The sequence below is a fragment of the Luteolibacter luteus genome, from assembly GCF_012913485.1.
GTDB classification, from domain to species: Bacteria; Verrucomicrobiota; Verrucomicrobiia; order Verrucomicrobiales; family Akkermansiaceae; genus Haloferula; species Haloferula lutea.
In genome coordinates, this window is the sequence record NZ_CP051774.1 from 4,172,900 (window position 1) to 4,190,515 (window position 17,616).

8 protein-coding genes are annotated in these 17,616 nt (G+C 61.9%); 3 read left to right on the top strand and 5 right to left on the bottom strand.

The annotated features are described in order from the left end of the window. Positions 1-124: 124 nt before the first annotated feature. From HHL09_RS17250 to HHL09_RS17260, 3 genes are read right to left on the bottom strand one after another with little or no spacing between them, the layout of a single operon-like run. Positions 125-718: a hypothetical protein gene (locus HHL09_RS17250; protein WP_205760871.1), complete on the bottom strand. Its 594-nt coding sequence runs from the start codon at positions 716-718 to the stop codon at positions 125-127. A 5-nt stretch (positions 719-723) separates the two neighbouring features. Continuing rightward, positions 724-2,892, bottom strand: a complete 2,169-nt coding sequence (locus tag HHL09_RS17255; protein ID WP_169455857.1) for a xanthine dehydrogenase family protein molybdopterin-binding subunit — start codon at positions 2,890-2,892, stop codon at positions 724-726. Continuing rightward, positions 2,889-3,353: a (2Fe-2S)-binding protein gene (locus HHL09_RS17260; protein ID WP_169455858.1), complete on the bottom strand. Its 465-nt coding sequence runs from the start codon at positions 3,351-3,353 to the stop codon at positions 2,889-2,891. The genes HHL09_RS17255 and HHL09_RS17260 overlap by 4 nt, the downstream gene beginning before the upstream one ends. A gap of 329 nt (positions 3,354-3,682) precedes the next feature. On the opposite strand from HHL09_RS17260, the gene HHL09_RS17265 reads away from it, so the two are divergent. From HHL09_RS17265 to rpiB, 3 genes are all read left to right on the top strand, one after another. Further along, positions 3,683-8,287: an Ig-like domain-containing protein gene (locus HHL09_RS17265; protein WP_169455859.1), complete on the top strand. Its 4,605-nt coding sequence runs from the start codon at positions 3,683-3,685 to the stop codon at positions 8,285-8,287. A 32-nt stretch (positions 8,288-8,319) separates the two neighbouring features. After that, the gene (locus HHL09_RS17270) at positions 8,320-8,802 is read left to right on the top strand and encodes a low molecular weight protein arginine phosphatase (RefSeq protein WP_277349123.1); all 483 of its coding nucleotides are present in this window, start codon (positions 8,320-8,322) and stop codon (positions 8,800-8,802) included. A gap of 81 nt (positions 8,803-8,883) precedes the next feature. Continuing rightward, positions 8,884-10,557, top strand: a complete 1,674-nt coding sequence (gene rpiB / locus HHL09_RS17275; RefSeq protein ID WP_169455861.1) for a ribose 5-phosphate isomerase B — start codon at positions 8,884-8,886, stop codon at positions 10,555-10,557. Between the two features lie 189 nt (positions 10,558-10,746). Here rpiB and HHL09_RS17280 read toward each other — a convergent pair whose 3' ends face one another. Both HHL09_RS17280 and HHL09_RS17285 read right to left on the bottom strand, forming a co-directional pair. Further along, positions 10,747-15,888 (bottom strand): beta strand repeat-containing protein, encoded by a 5,142-nt coding sequence (locus tag HHL09_RS17280; RefSeq protein ID WP_169455862.1) that lies wholly within the window; start codon positions 15,886-15,888, stop codon positions 10,747-10,749. A 481-nt stretch (positions 15,889-16,369) separates the two neighbouring features. After that, complete coding sequence (locus HHL09_RS17285) at positions 16,370-17,563, bottom strand: vitamin K epoxide reductase family protein (protein WP_169455863.1); 1,194 nt, start codon at positions 17,561-17,563, stop codon at positions 16,370-16,372. Positions 17,564-17,616: the final 53 nt, after the last annotated feature.

Below are 17,616 nucleotides of genomic sequence, written 5' to 3' on the forward strand. Positions count from 1 at the left end.
TGGCGGGTTCGGTCGCTCCAGATAACTCGCTGACATGTTCACCCGCCTCGCGCGATTCCTCCTGGCTCTGCCTGCGATCTCCTAGTTTGCCGATGCATCGCCATGCGTGATCCGCATGGAGTCGCTACTCCTGCGGAAGCTCTGCTCCGTTATCGATCCAGATGCGCATCTGCTTGGTGAATTCCTCGTGGGTGAGGGGTGGCAGGCTGCGGCCGTCGCCCGGGTTCCAGCCCCAGAGGACGAGCTTGTCTTCGGCCACGTGATGGAAGATTTGCTCGAGGGTTTTCCCGCCGTTTTTCGTGGGGTCCTTCAGTTGTGCGGCGAGTTGTCCCGGTGACTTGCCTTCGAAGACCATGGGCATCTCTGGCGGAGGGAGGTGCCAAGTGGGATTGCCCGGCGGCATGTTCTCGCCGGGCAGGTTCTTGTCCTGGTGGCAATTGGTGCACTTCATCGAGTAGATTCCTTTGCCCTCCGGGCCCGCCTTCACGTTCTGGATGTGGGGATGGCTATCGTCCCCCTGTAGGGGAGCATCGCCCATCGGATGACAATTCATGCAGCGTGGGTGCATGAGCACCTTGTAGGCTTCCTTGAAGGCGGCGCGGGATAGCTCCGCGTTTTTCTCCTGCTTCTCTTCCTGCCCTTGCAGATGGAATGCGTAGCCGGCGCAGAGGATGGTGCCTGCTGCGGCGAGGTATTTGATGCTTCGTGTGGTGATCATGGCTCTCAGGCGCGTTTCAGTTCATCGGGGCGGAGGGGAAGCTGGCGGACCCGCTTTCCAGTGGCGGCGAAGATCGCGTTTCCGATCGCGGGTGCGAGAGGCGGAACTCCGCATTCTCCCGCACCGCCCATCTTCGCGGTGCTCGGGACGACATAGCTTTCGATCAGCGGAGACTCATGCATCCGCAGGATCGGATAGTCGTGGAAATTCCGTTGCTTCACCTTGCCGTCCTCAAAGGTGATCTGGCTATATTTCACGGCAGTGAGGCCGAAGATGATGCCGGATTCCATCTGTGCCTTCACGCCTTCCGGATTCACAGCCAAGCCGCAATCGATGGCGCAGACCACGCGGTGCACCTTCAGCTCCCCGTCCTTCGAGACGGACACCTCCGCGATCTCGGCAACGAAGCTGCCAAAGCTTTCGTGAACGGCGACACCGCGGCCGATGCCTTCCTTTGGCGGCTTGTCCCAGCCGGCTTTTTCCGCGGCAAGATTCAGCGCCGCGAGGTGACGTGGATGATCTTTGAGCAGTTCCCGTCGGAACTCCACGGGGTCCCTTTTGCTCCGGTGTGCCAACTCGTCGATCAGGCTTTCCATCACGAAGGCGGTGTGGCTGTGGCCGACCGAACGCCACCACAATACCGGGATGCCGGTCTTGGGCGAATGCAGTTCCACGAGATGATCCGGAATTTCCTTCATATAGGGAGAGTCCGAAACGCCCTCGACGGAGGTCGCATCAATTCCGTCCTTCACCATCATCGCTTCCATCATGGTCCCTGCCATGATGGATTGACCCACCAAGACATGCTTCCACGCCACGGGATGTCCCTTTTCGCCAATCGCGATCCGTGCCCGGTGAAGGAATGCGGAGCGGTAGTAGCCGCCACGGATGTCGTCTTCCCGCGACCACACGACTTTCACGAGCTTGCCGCTGGCCTTTGCAACCTGAACGGCTTCGGAGATGAAGTCGGAGGTGGGCGTTGCCCGGCGTCCGAAGCCGCCTCCGAGAAAGGTGGTGTGGATCGAGATCTGCTCCGGCTTCAGGCCGGTGATCTTTGCGGCTACCTGCTGGTCCACCGTTTGCATTTGGGTTCCGGTCCAGATCTCGCATCCGTCATCTCCGAGCTTCACCGTGCAGTTGAGGGGTTCCATCGGGGCATGGGCCAGATAAGGGAGATGGTACTCCGCCTCGATGACATTGGACGGATCCTCGAATGCTTTTTCCACACTCCCGGCTTTCGCTGCGGGAGCTCCTTTCGTTCCGGCCAAGTCGCTGAATTCGCGGAAGAGTTTTTCGCTGTCCAAACCGGCGGTCGGTCCATCTTCCCACTCGATCTTCAACGCATCGCGACCTTGTTTAGCCGCCCAGTAGTGGTCTGCCAATACGGCGACCCCGCTCGGTACCTGCACCACTTGTCTTACGCCGGGCACAGCGAGAGCCGCCTTGTCATCGACCGACTTCACCTTTCCGCCAAACCCGGGAGAGCGCGCCACCACCGCCGTCAGCATGCCATCGAAATGGATGTCCATGCCGAATTGCGCGGTGCCATTCACCTTCTCCGGGCTATCGAGGCGTTTCCGGTCCTTGCCGATGATCTTCCAGTCTTTCGGGTCCTTGAGGGTGACCTCCTCCGGGGTCGGGAGTTTGGCTGCGGCTTCAGCCAGATCGCCATAGCCCGCCTTCTTGTCACCGCAGATGACCTCGCCGTTCTCGGTTTTGCAGTCCTCGGCCTTCACCCCGAATTTCTTCGCCGCGGCCGCCACCAAGAGCGCGCGAGCCATCGCACCGACCTGTCGATAGCGGTCGAATTCGGAGTGGGTGCTGGTGGAGCCTCCCGTGATTTGGAAGCCGAAGGCGGTGTGGGCGTACTGCGGTGCCGCGGGCGCATGCTCCGCCTTCACTTTGGACCAATCTGCATCGAGTTCTTCGGCGATGAGCATCGGCAGGGAAGTCCAGATGCCTTGGCCCATCTCGGAGTGGGCCAGCAGAACCAGCACGGTGCCATCTGCCGCGATGCGAAGAAACGCGTTGGGCGATGGGAGCTTGCTTGCCGGAGCCTCCTGCGCCTGCACCCGCTTCCCTGTTGGGACGAGGAAGCCGATCACCAGCCCGCCGCTGACGAGGCCTCCTGACTTCAGGAAGTTTCGGCGATTGAGCGAGAGGGAAGAACTCACTTGGCACCTCCGTTCATCTTGGCCGCGCGATGGATGGCGCAGCGGATTCGCTGGTAGGTGCCGCAGCGGCAGATGTTGCCGCTCATCGCGAGATCGATGTCTTCATCCGTGGGGTCCGCTTTTTCCTTCAGGAGGACCGCGGCGGACATGATCTGTCCGGATTGGCAGTAGCCGCATTGTGGCACGTCTTCCTCGATCCATGCGAGTTGGAGCGGATGAGTGCTGTCGGGGGACAGTCCTTCGATGGTGGTGATTTCCTTGCCCTCGGCTCTTGAGATCGGGGTGACGCAGGAGCGCACCGCCTCGCCATCGAGGTGAACGGTGCATGCTCCGCATTGTGCCATCCCACAGCCGAACTTCGTGCCGGTGAGATGGAGGATGTCCCTTAGAACCCAAAGCAACGGCATGGCGGGATCGGCTTCCACGGCGTGCTCCTTGCGATTCACTTTCAGCGTGATCATGGCGGCGTTGGTCGAGTGTGCCCGGCGGCTGGAGAGAAAGGCACTCCACCACCTGAACCATCACCCATAGCAGAGTTCCGCACATTTGCATGCTTCGTTCGACTGAGTCCTTGTTTCCCCCAGAGGAGTGGCCGGAAAATGGTCAGGGTAAGGTGACGATTTTGTAACGCGATGCCCCAGGTTTCGGTGACGAGGCGTCCGCGAAGCTTGGAACATCAAGCTTTGGGGCGGAGAGTGGCAGAACTCCCACCCGTTTGGGTGGCACTCATCCTCAGGAATTGCGTTGAAACGGTGCAATTCGTTGGTATGGCGTTCTCTTAATGATCCCGGTGAAACCCTTAGGCCGGGGGCTCAAGTTCTTCCCCTTCTTCGCTGCCTGCCTTGCCTCGGCTTTCCCGTGGCATGCTGGTGCACAGACCGGTGGCTTGGATGCTCCTCAAGCGGTCGCTCCCTTTTTCGGAAATGTCTTTCCGGCTTCGGCCCCGGGTCAGGCGACCGGTTGGGAGACGGTGAATGCGTTTCCGAATCTCACCTTCGTCGATCCGCTTTGCCTGACGGAGATCCCGGGCTCGAATGAATTGTTGCTAGTCGGCAAGAACGGGCAGATCTGGCGCTTTGAAAATAATCCCGCCGTCACGCAGGGGCAGGTGGTGAAGGTGCTCGAGTGGGTGGCGAATACCCAGTCGTCCGAAGACCAAGGCTTCTACAGCCTGGTTTTCCATCCCGAGTTCGGCCAAGCGGGATCGCCGAACGCGAACTACGTTTTCGTTTGCTACAATCACCGCCCGTCACTTGCCGGCGCGGATGCCAACCACTCCTTCTGGCGTGTCTCCCGTTTCACTTGGCAGACCGGCAGCGGCACGCTGGACCCTGGCAGCGAGTTCGTGCTGATGAACCAGTATGACCGCTGCCGCTGGCACAATGGCGGGGCGATGTTCTTCGGCAACGATGGCTTCCTTTACATCGACTGCGGGGATGGGGGCGATAGCGGTGAAGGTGGCGGACTCACCGGGCCTGATGGCGCTCTGAGCCGCACCCAGCGCCTTGATTGGGGGCTCTTCAGCGGTGTCTTTCGCATCGACGTGAACAATGACCCGGCGAAGTCCCACGCGATCCGCCGTCAACCGCAGAGTCCCACCAACAAGCCGGCAGGATGGCCTGACAGCTTTACCCAAGGCTACGGCATTCCGAATGACAACCCGTGGCTCGATGCGGGTGGATCGATCCTTGAGGAATACCACTCGCTCGGGCTCCGCAGCCCGCACACGATGCACTATGATGCCGTGACCGGCGATATCTGGATCGGCGACGTCGGCGAAGGTGCCCGCGAGGAAATGACGCTCGCGCCGAAGGGGAGCAACGCGCAATGGGGCTTCATGGAAGGAAGCGTGGGAGGCCCGGGCGTCACTCCCTCCCCGGTTATCGGGACCAGCACCTCACCGGTCATCGACTACAACCGCAATACCGGCACCTGCATCATCGGTGGCATGCGCTACCGCGGCACGAAATGGGACAGCCTGCTGGGCGGCAAGCTGCTCTATGGAGATCATGTCCGCGGCCGCATCTGGACCGCGACCTTGGATGCCGGTGGCGGTGCCCCGGTTATCGAGGAAATCTTCGATGGCTTCCCGACCGGCAACAAGGCGGGCCTGGCGAACTTCTTCACCGACTCCGCAGGTGAAGTTTACCTGATGTGCGTGAACGGCACCAACCAGCCGGGTGGAACGATCCGCAAGCTGATGAGTGCCGGGATTTCCCAAGAACCACCGCCCTTGCTCTCGCAAACCGGCATCTTCACCGACATGGCCACGCTCGCCACGGCCCCGGGAATGATCCCGTATGATGTCGCGAATCCTCTTTGGTCGGATGCCGCCGCGAAGAAGCGCTGGATCATCCTGCCGAACAACGGGACGCATGATAGCGCGGCGGAGGACATCGTCTTCAGCGAGGAAGGAAACTGGGTTTTTCCCGCGGGTACGGTGCTGGTGAAGCATTTCGAGCTGCCGGTCGACGAGCGCAATCCCTCGCTGACCCGCCGACTGGAAACACGCTTCATCATTTGCACCGAAGAGGGCGGCAAATATGGCGTGACCTACAAATGGAATACCGCCGGAACGGATGCCGAATTGCTGACTTCGGGAGATGCCGCGGATATCGAGGTCACGCTTCAGGACGGCAGTACCGAGTCCCGCCGCTGGGACTTCCCTTCGAGGGCCGATTGCCTCCTTTGCCACAATGCGGCTGCAGGCCAGGCACTCGGCTTGCGGACCCATTCGCTGAACAAGTCCTTTCACTACGAGGCGACCGGCCGCACCTCCAACCAACTGGTGACGTTCAATGCACTCGGAATGTTCGATGGCAGCCTGACGGCAACGCAGCTTAAGGACTACATCGAGGCTCGCTCGCTGGACGACGAGACAGCACCGCTTGAGCACCGGGTGCGTTCTTATCTGGACTCGAACTGCTCGCATTGCCACCGCCCCGGCGGCACCGTTGACTTCTTCGATGCCCGCCTTGGCACGCCGCTGCATGTCCAAGGGCTGATCAACGGCCTCATCCAGGGGCACTTCAACCTTGGTCCTGACGGGCGCTACCTGAAGCCTGGCGATCCGGACCTTTCCGCCCTGCATGTGCGCATGGCGAATGTGGGCAACGGCGCGGCCATGCCCCCGCTCGCAAAGAACCTCGTCGATCAAAAAGCGGTCTCTTTGCTGCAGCAGTATCTGGAAAGCCTGACCGCGGAGGAATTCCAAACCTCGCCCTCCCCGCAGGCCCGTTATGTGAGGCTCACGGCGACATCTTCTGTTGGCAATGGCCCGTGGACGAGCATCGGAGAGCTCTCGATTCTGGATGGAAATGGGGCGGCGATTCCGATTTCGGAACTCTCCGTGGCGGATGTGGATAGCGAGGAATTGATCGATGAATTCGCGCCCGCGGTGCGTGCCATCGACGGCGATCCGGATACCTTCTGGCACACGACCTATGGAGGCGGCGGCATTGACCCGCTGCCACACCACATCACTCTCGATCTCGGCTCGCAGCGGAGCGTCGGCGGCTTCGTCTACATCCCGCGCCAAGGAAATCAAAATGGCCGGATCGCCAGCTACGAAGCCGATTACAGCACGGATGGGGTGAACTGGACCCCGATGACTTCCGGCACTTGGCCGAATGGCACCGTAACGAAGCGCTTTGATGGATTGGTGGGCCAGCGCAAGGCACGCTGCCAGATCGGCGGGCCTTCCGGTACAGTGGGAGGAAACTTCGAGGTCACGGTGGTCTTCGACATGGACGTGAGCGACTTCACCCCGGCGGATCTGAATGTCAGCGGCGGAACGATTTCGGACTTCCGTGGAAAGGGATACTACTACGTGGCCACGATCACTCCCACCGGGCCGAACGTGACGGTCTCGGTCCCGGCGGACGCAGCCAACGCCCCGGGCCTGGGGAGCCGTGCTTCTTCGGCCCTCTCGCTCGGCTTTATCGATACCTTGCCACCTCTGCCGCGATTCACCGGTGTTCCTTCCTCGGCGGGCGCGAGCTTCCAAGTGGGGCTGACTTTCGATGAAGTGGTATCCGGACTTACGGCATCCGACTTCACCCTGCTCAATGCCACGCTGCAATCGGTCGTCCCGGATGGGATCGGCTACGTGCTGACCATCGTTCCCACCGGGACGGGGACGGTGGGCGTGGAGTTGCATCCGGGAGCGGTTTCGGATCTTGCCTCGAACCTGTCCGTTTCGGGAGCGTCTTTCTCGATCCCCTTCACCCCCTACGTCCTCTCCTTTGAAGCGGAGGAAGGTGCGATCACCGATGTGGGGGCCGGCAGCTTTGTCGTCGTGGCGGATGCTTCGGCAAGTGGGGGTGCTTACATCTGGTCTCCGCAGGATAGCCGGGGAGGGATATTGAACCTGAACTCCGCCTTGCGCGTGACCTACTCCGTCGTGGTCCCTCGCTCGGGCCAGTATCTGGTGCGGGGTTTGGTGCGCTCCGATGATAGCAGTAGCGACTCGCTCTTCATCGGTTTCGATGGCCAGTTGCCACCTTCGGATTGGCACACGAACCAGACAGCGGGCCAGGTGGGCTCCTTGCAGTTCCATTGGGATGTGGCCAACAGTTCCCGTCAGCCGTTCACGAATCCGACCCTCTTCACTCTCGGCGCGGGTGCCCATACCATGGAGCTCTATGCCCGGGATGACGGCACGCGGGTGGACCGCTTGGAATTGGTGCCTGTGAGGCCTTTCGCCACCTGGAGCGCCCCCGCGCTTGCGGTGCAGGGGCCCTTTACCGCCACGCTCACCTTCTCGGAAGAGGTAAGCGGCTTGGAGGCTTCGGACATTTCGGTCACGGGCGGGCAGGTTCTCTCCCTGAGCGGCAGCGGCGCTTCGTATGCCGTGCAGGTGCAGGGGACCGCTTCCCATGTCATCTTGCTCTTGCCGGAAAACGTGGTGGTGGACGCCACCATGGAAGGAAACCACGCTTCCGATCCGCTCTCCGTGATTTACCGGAGTGCCTATGATGAATGGGCGGCCTCCCACCAGGTCGATGGATCCGCGGCCTCACAACTCGCGGATGAAGATGCGGATGGCGTGGTGAAGCTGCTTGAATTTGCCTTCAACATGAATCCCGGGGCTTCTGATGCGACGGTTTATGATCCCGGAACAATTCCCGGATCCGGGCTTCCCCGCCTGATCGCCACACCGGGCGTGCCGGATGGGACCCGTCTTTCGCTCCAATACCTGCGCCGGAAGGGAGTGCCGGGCCTTCATTACGTTCCCCAGTTCGGCGCCAGCCTGGGAGACTTCGCCGATGCCGCTTCCGCGCCGGTTGTGGAGAGCATCGATGACCAATGGGAGCGGGTCACGGTGCCTGATCCCGCGGGGGCCGGTGATGGCCGGCGCTTCGGCAGGGTGGTCGTTACGATCGACCCGCCTTGACCGGACGGGGACCTAACGGCATGGTGCGCGCGATGTCCGCCAAGAAATCGGTCCTTTTTATCTGCACGGGAAACACCTGCCGCAGTCCGATGGCCGAAAGTCTTTTCCGCAAGGCCGTGGAGAAGCGCGGTGACTTCATCGTGCAATCGGCCGGAGTGGCTGCTTATCCAGGGGACAAGGCGAACCCGGAGACCGTGAAACTCCTCTCCAGCCGGGGAATTGCCGTCGATGGCTTCCGCAGCCAGCCGCTTTCCGAAGAACTGGTGGAGCAGGCGACCCATATTTTCGCGATGACCTCCGGCCATCTGGAGGCGCTGGAAAACCTTTTTCCGGATTATTCGGACAAATTCTACCTGACCTGTGAATTCGTGGAAATCCCCGGCAGGGGAGTCGCGGCGGATGTCCCGGACCCCATCGGCATGGGCCGGAAGGCCTACGAAGAAACCGCGAAGACGCTGGATCTGGCGATCCCGACCCTGATTGCCTTCATCGATCAGACTTGGCAGGGGGATTGACGGGGATTTCCGGCCGGGGACCTCTCGGGGGTTGCATTTCAGCTACCCCCGGTTCATGTCCTGCCGCCCCAAGCGATCACCATGAGCCAGAAGTCCCTGCGTATTGCCCTCGGCGCCGATCACGGCGGAGTTGACCTGAAGGATGCCCTCGTCGCCCACCTGAAGGCCGCGGGCCATGAGGTGACGGATTTCGGAACGCAAGGCCATGAATCGGTGGACTATGCGGACTTTGCGAATCTGGTGGGCCGCTCGGTTTCCGACGGGACCCAGGATTTCGGCGTCCTCTGCTGTACCTCCGGTGTGGGCGTGAGCATCGCCGCGAACCGCCACCGCCACGTCCGCGCGGCCAATGTCCGTACGGTCGAGGAAGCGGTCACCACCCGCCAGCACAACGACGCGAACGTCCTCTGCCTGGGTGCCAAGACCGTGGATGCCGCGACCGCCACCGCGATGGTGGATGCTTTCCTCGGCACGGCCTTCGAAGGTGGCCGCCACGAAGTCCGCGTCTGCAAGTCTTCCGGCTCCCGCATCGCTGAGACCGATCCTGATCTCTACGCCGCCATCGTCGCGGAAGAGAAGCGCCAGCGGAACAATATCGAGCTGATCGCTTCGGAGAACTTTGCCTCTCCCGCCGTGATGGAGGCCCAAGGGTCCGTACTGACCAACAAGTATGCCGAGGGCTATCCCGGCAAGCGCTGGTATGGCGGCTGCGAGAACGTCGACGTGGTCGAGCAACTCGCCATCGACCGGGCCAAGAAGCTTTTCGGTGCCGAGCACGCGAACGTGCAGCCGCATTCCGGTTCCCAAGCGAACACCGCCGTTTATTTCTCCGTGCTGAAGCCGGGTGACAAGATCCTGACGATGGATCTTTCCCATGGCGGTCACCTGACCCACGGCCACAAGGCAAACTTCTCCGGCAAGTTCTACGAAGTCGTTCACTACGGCGTGAGCAAGGAAGACGAGCAGATCGACTACGATCACCTCGCCGAACTGGCCCGCGAGACGAAGCCCGCCCTCATCACCTGCGGTGCCAGTGCTTACTCCCGCGTCATCGACTTCGCGCGGATGGCACAGATCGCCCGTGAGGTGGGTGCCTACCTTTTCGTGGACATGGCGCACATCGCAGGTTTGGTCGCTGCCGGAGTCCATCCGAACCCCGTGCCGCACGCGGATTTCGTGACCTCCACCACTCACAAGTCCCTGCGCGGTCCGCGCGGCGGCATCATCTTGTGTAAGGAAGAGTTCGCGAAGAAGATCGACGCTCAAGTGTTCCCGGGCATCCAGGGCGGCCCGCTGATGCACGTGATCGCGGCGAAGGCCGTCTGTTTCGGCGAGGCTCTGAAGCCGGACTTCAAGGATTACCAGGCACAGATCGTGAAGAACGCGCAGGCGCTCGCCGCACGCCTCACCAGCCATGGTTACCGCATCGTCTCCGGCGGCACCGACAACCACGTGATGATGGTCGACCTTCGTCCGAAGGGTCTCAACGGTGCCGATGCCTCGCACGCTCTCGATGAAGCAGGCATCACGGTGAACAAGAACTCAATCCCCTTCGACACCGGTACACCGATGAAGCCGAGCGGTATCCGCATCGGCACGCCGGCCGTGACCACCCGCGGCATGAAGGAAAAGGACGTGGAGCAAGTGGCAGACTTCATCGCCGAAGCGCTGGGCGCGATTGGTGACGAGCCGAAGCTTCACGCGATCCGTGACAAGGTGTTCGCATTCAACCGCGCTTTCCCCATGCCGATGTAAGGCCTGGCGGCTATTGTCGCTTTAACAAGGGGCCGTCCGGGAAACCGGACGGCCCTTTGCTTTGAGGATGGAAGATCTTCCCGGAGACCTTCGAGGGTGGAATCTGCCAGGTCTTTCAAAACGCAAAAGGGCCGCCCGGTTTCCCGGACGGCCCTTTGACTTCAACCCAATAGGTATCCCGTAAACTCTTCAGGGAATGTCCGCGCGGAGGCGGGCGAAGACCTTGCTGCCCGTTGCCAAGGCCCGCGGGATGCGGACGGTGACGACGTCGATCCCTGCACCGGCCCCGTCGTTGACGGTGTTGATCACCACCGGGGTGGCGACGGGAGCTCCGGCCACTGCCTTCGTCCAACCGCTGAGGCTGGAGCCGTATTCCACATACGGTTGCTGGGAAGCGGCGAGGCTCATCGAGGCATCCGTGCGGCGGAATTCGAAGTTCAGGTAGGTCGCATCCGTGGTGACCTTCGGCAGGTTTGCATTCGAGTCGGAGCCCGGGCCGGAGGGATCGGTGCCGAGGACGAACTCAAGGGCATTGGCGATGCCATCTCCATCGGAGTCCACGCTGCCGCCGGCACCGGGGATGCCATTGGCGCTGGCCCAATCGCTATAAGGATCGGAAACGCCGCCGCTGGTGATAATGATCTGGCCCGGGGTAGCATAGCTCAACGAGTAGCCGGAAGGCAGGCCGGTGACGGTGGCGAAGGCACCTGTCAGCGAGCCGCTGTAGGTGGCGATCACGTAGTTCGGCAACGTGGCAGCGGCGAGCTGCGAGACAGCCAGGGTGCCGCCGCTCACGTCGAGATCTCCGGTCACAGCCAGCGTGTCGGTGTTTCCTCCATCGATCTCGCAGGCGTAGGTGCCGAGGATCGTGGTGGCTCCGGCGGCGAAGGTGCCGGCGGATGTTCCCGGAGCGATCGTGCCAGCTGCTTCCACGATGAGCGGGCCTGCCACCGAGCCGGTGCCGCCCAGCACACCCGCAGTCACGGTGGTGTTGCCGGTGTAGCCGTTCGCGGCATTCATCAGCATGGTGCCGGTGCCGGTCTTGGTCAGGTGGGCCGCGGCACTTGCGTTGTCCGCGGAGGAGTTGAGCAGGCGGGTCGCGACTGTCAGATCCGCCCCGGTGGCCACGTCAGCCACATCGAAGCCGATGGTTCCGACGAGGTGATGACCGAAGGTTCCAGCTGCGGTGATGAGGGATGGCGAGCTGCCGCCCACGGTGACGTTGCCTTTCAGCTCGAAGCCTTGGTAGCCGCCGGGAGCCGTGGTGCGCGTATCCGTCACGGTGCCGCCGTTCAGCGTGAGGGCACCGAGCACGTTGTAGTTGTTCGCCGCAAGGGTCGCGCCGGTATTCACCACGATGCCGGGCAGGTTTGCGGGAGCGGCCGCGCCATTGCCGAGGACGTTGTTGATGCCGAAGGCAAGCGTGCCTCCGTTCAGGGTGATCGAGCGACTTGCCATGCCCGCTCCCAAGCCACCGAGGCCGGAAGTCGTGGCGTTGCCTTGGCCGGTCACGGTCACGGTGCCTGCTTCCACCGAGAGATTGCCAGTGAAGCTGCTGCCGCCGGTCGGGATCGTCAAGGAGCCCGCGCCGATCTTGCTATAGCTGCCCGAGCCAACCATGACGGCAGGGATCGAGAGGTTGCCCGCTCCGCCGACCTGATTGCCGGTGCCCACCAGGGCCAGACGGGAGATAACTGCCGTGGCGCTGCCATCGATCCCCGCGCCCGTGACAGTGACGGTAGGTGCGGTGGTAAAGCCGGTACCTGCTGCCGTGGTGGTGATCGTGGTGATGGCTCCTCCGCTGACCGCCGCGGTGGCGGCAGCGCCGGTGCCTGCACTGAAGGCAAGGGTCGGAGCTGCGGTGTAACCCGATCCGGCGGCCACTACACGGACCCCGGCGAGACCGTTCGAGAGCGTGCCGGTGGTGGTGAGGTTGGTGTTGGTGAGCAAGCCGCCGTTGTTGAGGGTCACCGGCTCGTTGATCGTCACGCCGGCGATGTCCAAAGTTGCGCCTGCCGCCACCGAGGTTCCGTTGATGTCGGCTGCGCCGATGGCATTGCCCCAGCCCAGTGCCCGGTCGGAGCCTGCTTGCAGCGTGCCTTCGTTGATGTTCGTTGCGCCCGTGTAGCTGTTTGCTCCGGTGAAGCGCATCGTGCCGATACCGGCCTTGTTGGTCGCACCGCCGCCGGTGACATTGCTGCTGACCAGCAGGTCAGCCGCGCTGCTTGCGGTAACGTCCTCGATGGTCCAGTTGGTGGCGTTTTGATTGGTAACGGTGGCGGCGATGGTGGTGGGCAGGAGGCCGGTCACCAGCCAGTTGCTTGCGTTGCTGGAGCGGATATCGGAGCCGCCGTTGATCGTGGCTCCGTTCAGGGTCAAGTTATTGAAGTATTGCTCCTGATTGATCGTCATCGTCCCCTGGTTGATGAAGAACGATTCGGTAAACGCGGCATTGCTGCCCCCGAAGGCGTGGTTGGATCCTTGTGGAATGATCAGCGTAGCGCCTTGGTTCACCGTCACGATCCCCGCACCCTCCATCCGGTTGGTGCCGAAACCACCGCCGGGTGATGCGACTTGGGCGATCACGGTCCCACCATCGATGGTCAGGTTCGTGGGGAGCAGTGTCGCGCCAGCGCCCAAGGTCAGCGTGCCACTGCCCTTCTTCAGGATCGTACCGGTGCTGCCTGCGGTGGCCGCGCGGCTATAGGTGAGATTGCCGGAGCGATTGAACTCTACCGTCGATCCTTCCGGGATGGTGATGCCACCGGTTTCACCGATGGAGCCGGTGCTGCCGCCATTGCCTACGATGAGGTTACCGGCGGTGATGTTGATGGTGCCGAACTTGTTGTCGTTCAGGATCGTCAGATCGCCGGTGCTGTTCTTGGTCAGCGGCGCACCACCGACGATGGATCCGGTGCCGGAGAAGGTGTAGGCCTTGGTGCCATCGATCGTGAGCGAGCCCGGAGTGACATTGCCGACCACGGAGATATTCGCCGCGTTGTTTCCGGAATCGTCGAAGACGACGTTGTCGTATTGGAAGAACTTCTGGCCACCCGCGAAGTTGGCGGTCGAGTTCACGTTCCAGACATTGCCGGTGCCATCGCCGCCCCAGACCAGATTGCCGGGGTTCGCGGTGCCGGTGACGTTGAGATGGACCTCACCTTGAGTGGTATTGTCGATCGCGAAGCTCAGCCCGCGGACCTGAAGACCGGGATCCAGCGTCGGCGCTCCCGTGCGGGTGCCGGCATAGACGGCGAGGATGTGAGTGGCTGCTACCGGAGTCGTGCTGAAGGTGGGGCTGACCACCGCGCTGGCGCCGAAGCTCACGTTGTCGAAGACCGAGACGAGGTCGGAGGTGACCGGATCCCCGCTCGCATTCAGATCAAGCAGGATCGGGCCATTGAATGTGGTTGTGGTTCCGAGGTCACCAAAGTCGAGCACTCCGACGCTGCCAGAGGTGGCTCCAGGAGACACCGCGCCGTTGATGGTCGGGATACCGGTGACGCGTCCGATGCCGCTCAGCGTGCCGCCCGTGCGGGTGAAGCTGCCGCTGAAGTTATTCGTGAGGGCGTTCACGACAAAATTGCCCGCACCGGTGACGTTGAGATTGCCGGTGCCGGTGATCTGGCCAGTGGAAGTCGTGACGGTACCCGCGGGGATATCGATGGTGGAAGTGGTCGCGGGATTCAGGGTGAAAGGTGCGGACCAAGTGCCATTGCCGGCGGCGCGCAAGGTGCCGCCATTCAGGAGGAACTTGTCGTCGACGCTCGCCGTGGTGATCGCTCCGGCTACTTCGGCCACACCATTGCTGGAGAGGGTGAAGCTATCGTTGCGGGTCGCCGAGTTGCCGTTGGCATCCACGGCGATGGAGGCGGCTTTCAGGGTAGCGGTGCCTGCGCCGCCTCCGACGATCATGTCTCCCTGGCCGTCCCAGCCGACGTTCACGGCCGTGATGGAGGCATCCAAGGTGCCGCCGGAAAGGTTATACATCGAGCCAGGGCTCACACCGTTGTCCCAGTGGCCGATACGGAAGCCGGTGCCGCCCGAGGCGACCGTCACCAGACCACCGGTCTGCTCGACCTTGCCCCCGTTGCCGGCACCTTGCCCGATGTCAAAGAACCGCGTGGTGACGTTGGCTCCGTCGCCAATTGCGAAGATGCCGGGCACTGCTGCTGCATTGGCGTTCGGTGTGTTGGCAGTCTGCAAGTTGGCCGCATTCACCACGGCACCGCTGCCGAAGGAGAGCGTGCCGGAGTTCACCCGGATGGTGCCATTGGCTGCAGTGGCGCCGCCGAAAGCCGTGTTTACCGAAAGGGTGTCGTCGAGGTCCTTGCCCTGCCAGTGGAAGGCGGAGCCGGTATTCGGGAAGGAAACGGGTGTCGTCAGCGTGAAGGAGCTGTCGAGATTGTAGCGCACCGTCGCGGCGCCCGATGCATCACCGAGCGTGATGCCGGTGGTATTGGGAACTAGGTTTGTGGTTTGGGTGCCATCGCCGATCTGGGTGGTGCCGCGCTGGAGATTGAGTGCGCCGGTGAAGCCGGAGCCGCTGCCGGTGAGGATGGTCGTGCCGCCGTCCGTGCGCCGCAGTTCACCGCTACCGCTCAGGGTTCCCTGAAGCCGGAAGTTGTTAACGTTTCCGTGGTTGCGGATCACGCCGCCTGCCGCGCCGATTTCAAGGTTGCGAGGGAAGGCGATATTGAGGTTCGGGTCGACCAAGCCGCCTCCATTGAGGATCACCTTGTTGGAGGCATTGCCGAGCACCGAGTTCGCGTTCACAACACCGGAGGTGATGATCACGTCTCCGGTGAAATCACTCGCGCCGGTGAGGGCGAAGATCGTGTTGGAACCGCCGCCGGTCGCGGAGGTGTCGCCGTTGACGGCAAGCGTGAGGTTGCCAGTGCCGGTGATGACCGGGGTCCAAGTCAGCGAGCGGCCGGTGGTAGCGCCCAGAACCGAGGAATTGAAGACAGAGCCGCCGGTGATGTCGATCGTGCCGCCGGTGATATTCACCAAGCCGACCTCTTCGAGCAGGATGGAAGGGGTGGCGACTGCTCCCGCAAGAGTGACTGCCTTTACCGCGGTGCCATCGGTGCCTGCGGAGAAGACGGCGGATTCACCATTGGTCCAGCCCACGGTGGCACTCGCGCCGGCGGAGTCCGCGGTCCAGTTGGTGCCGCTATCCCACGTGCCGGCGGCGTTGCCGGAGCCGGCGGTCGCGCCATTGGTGTCGAAGTAAAGTGTCGCGGCGTGGGCGGCGGGGAAATGCGCCACGGCGGTGAGCAGCGCGGCGTTGAGCAAAGAGGTTCGAAGAGACGAGTTGGCGCTTTTCATGAATCGAGCTTTCGAGATCGCGGAACCAATGCGTTCGAAATGCCAAATCGACAAGAAAATAGGATTTTAGTAGGTAAAAGTGATTTTAATGGATTTGTAATACGACTTTTTGCCAGCTAATGACCTTCTTTTGCAATGCAATTGATAAATTGTGCCGCGTTTCTTAAGTGGAACTTGGTTAACGATGCTTGATATTAAGGAGATCGGCAGTGCCGCGGAAGGTCTCCGTTTCGGCCCCGAAAAAAGATCACGGAGAGCTCGGGCGGTCGAAAGACTTCGCCAGTCGATAGGGGATCGATGGCGTGATGCACGGTACTCGGCAGTTCGAAGCCGTGGCGAATTCCACGACCGGCGAGCCGACAATGCCTCTTTCAACTGCCCCTTTGTTGCCGCCGAGGATATGCCCGAATAACCTCCAAGGAATTCGTGAATTTCCCGGTCCTCGATCTTGGCGGACCGAGGTGGGAGCTTGGTTCGGACCTCAAGGCCCGGTGAGCTTGAACTCCTGCTCGATGGCGCCGAAAAGGATCTCCCGGGTCTTCGTCACGCCGTGCAGCATCCGAGTGCCGCCGACCAGAAGCTTTGGCATCAGGTAGTTAGCCTCGCCTGCCTTGGCGTTATTGATGGTGAAGTTGATACGCTTGTAGTCCTCGGAGTCCGCTGCGAGGACCTCGGCAATCCAAGGATCATTGAGCGCGTCCGCGGTGAGCGGTTTCTTCATCAGTGGCTTCACCACTTCCATGGCCTTCGGAAGATCGAGGACCGGGCGGGCAAAGAGCGCATGATGGACCTCCGTGAAGGAGGAGGGATCGGTGCGCCAGCAGGCGAGCGCGAGCTTCGCGAGTTCACAGGCATTCGCGTGGTCCGGGATGTGGGCGGGAACGTTCGGATTGCAAGCCTTGTTGATCGGACAGGGGAGCACGATGATACAGAACTTGCCGGGATGCTTCTGCATCAGGGCATTCAGGTCTTCGTGGAGGTCCCGGCAGGCATTGCATGCGTAGTCGTAGTACTTCACCAAGACATGGGGAGCTTTCGCATCGCCGATGTGGGGGAGGGTATCGATATTATACTGCTTGTTGCCGAGGAAGGTGACCTTTCGTCCTTCGCCCCGGCTATGAACCGGGCCGTTCTCCGCTTTGGCGGGCGTGGCTCCCGCCTCGGGTTCCTTTTCAAGTACCACTTGGGTTTCCTGATGGGTATCCGGCACGGGGCCGAAAACCTGACCAGCGACGAGCAGGGCAGTGGCCCCCAAGCCCGCCAGAAGTCCCGGCTTCAGAGGTCCGGCCTGGCGGGAACCGTGCCCGCGGAAAATCAGGATCGCGCAGATCAAGCCGATCATGTGGGCGCCGAGGCACCAGGGGCAGAAGCTATGGAGGATGAATGCCTGGATAATGCCGAACCAGAGGGCGGCACCTGCCAAACATGTTCCAATGGCGAGCAAGGGAAGGCGCCGAGGCTTGAAGGTGAAGAAAAGGAGCGCTGCATACATCAGCAGCGAGAGCGCGGTGACTGGTACCAGGAACCACTGCGACCAGCGGGAGCCGAGTACGTTCGCGCAGCCGGAGCCCGCCCCGCAGCCGACCAGATAGGTGATCGAGCCGGAAGCCTTCTGAAAAAGGAGCCAGCCGCTGAGAAGCAGGCCGGCCAGTGCTGAGAGTCGCAGTGCCATCATCAGGAAAGCTGGAGAATGAAATGGCCGGAGACAAGGAAGCCCTTCGACACCTT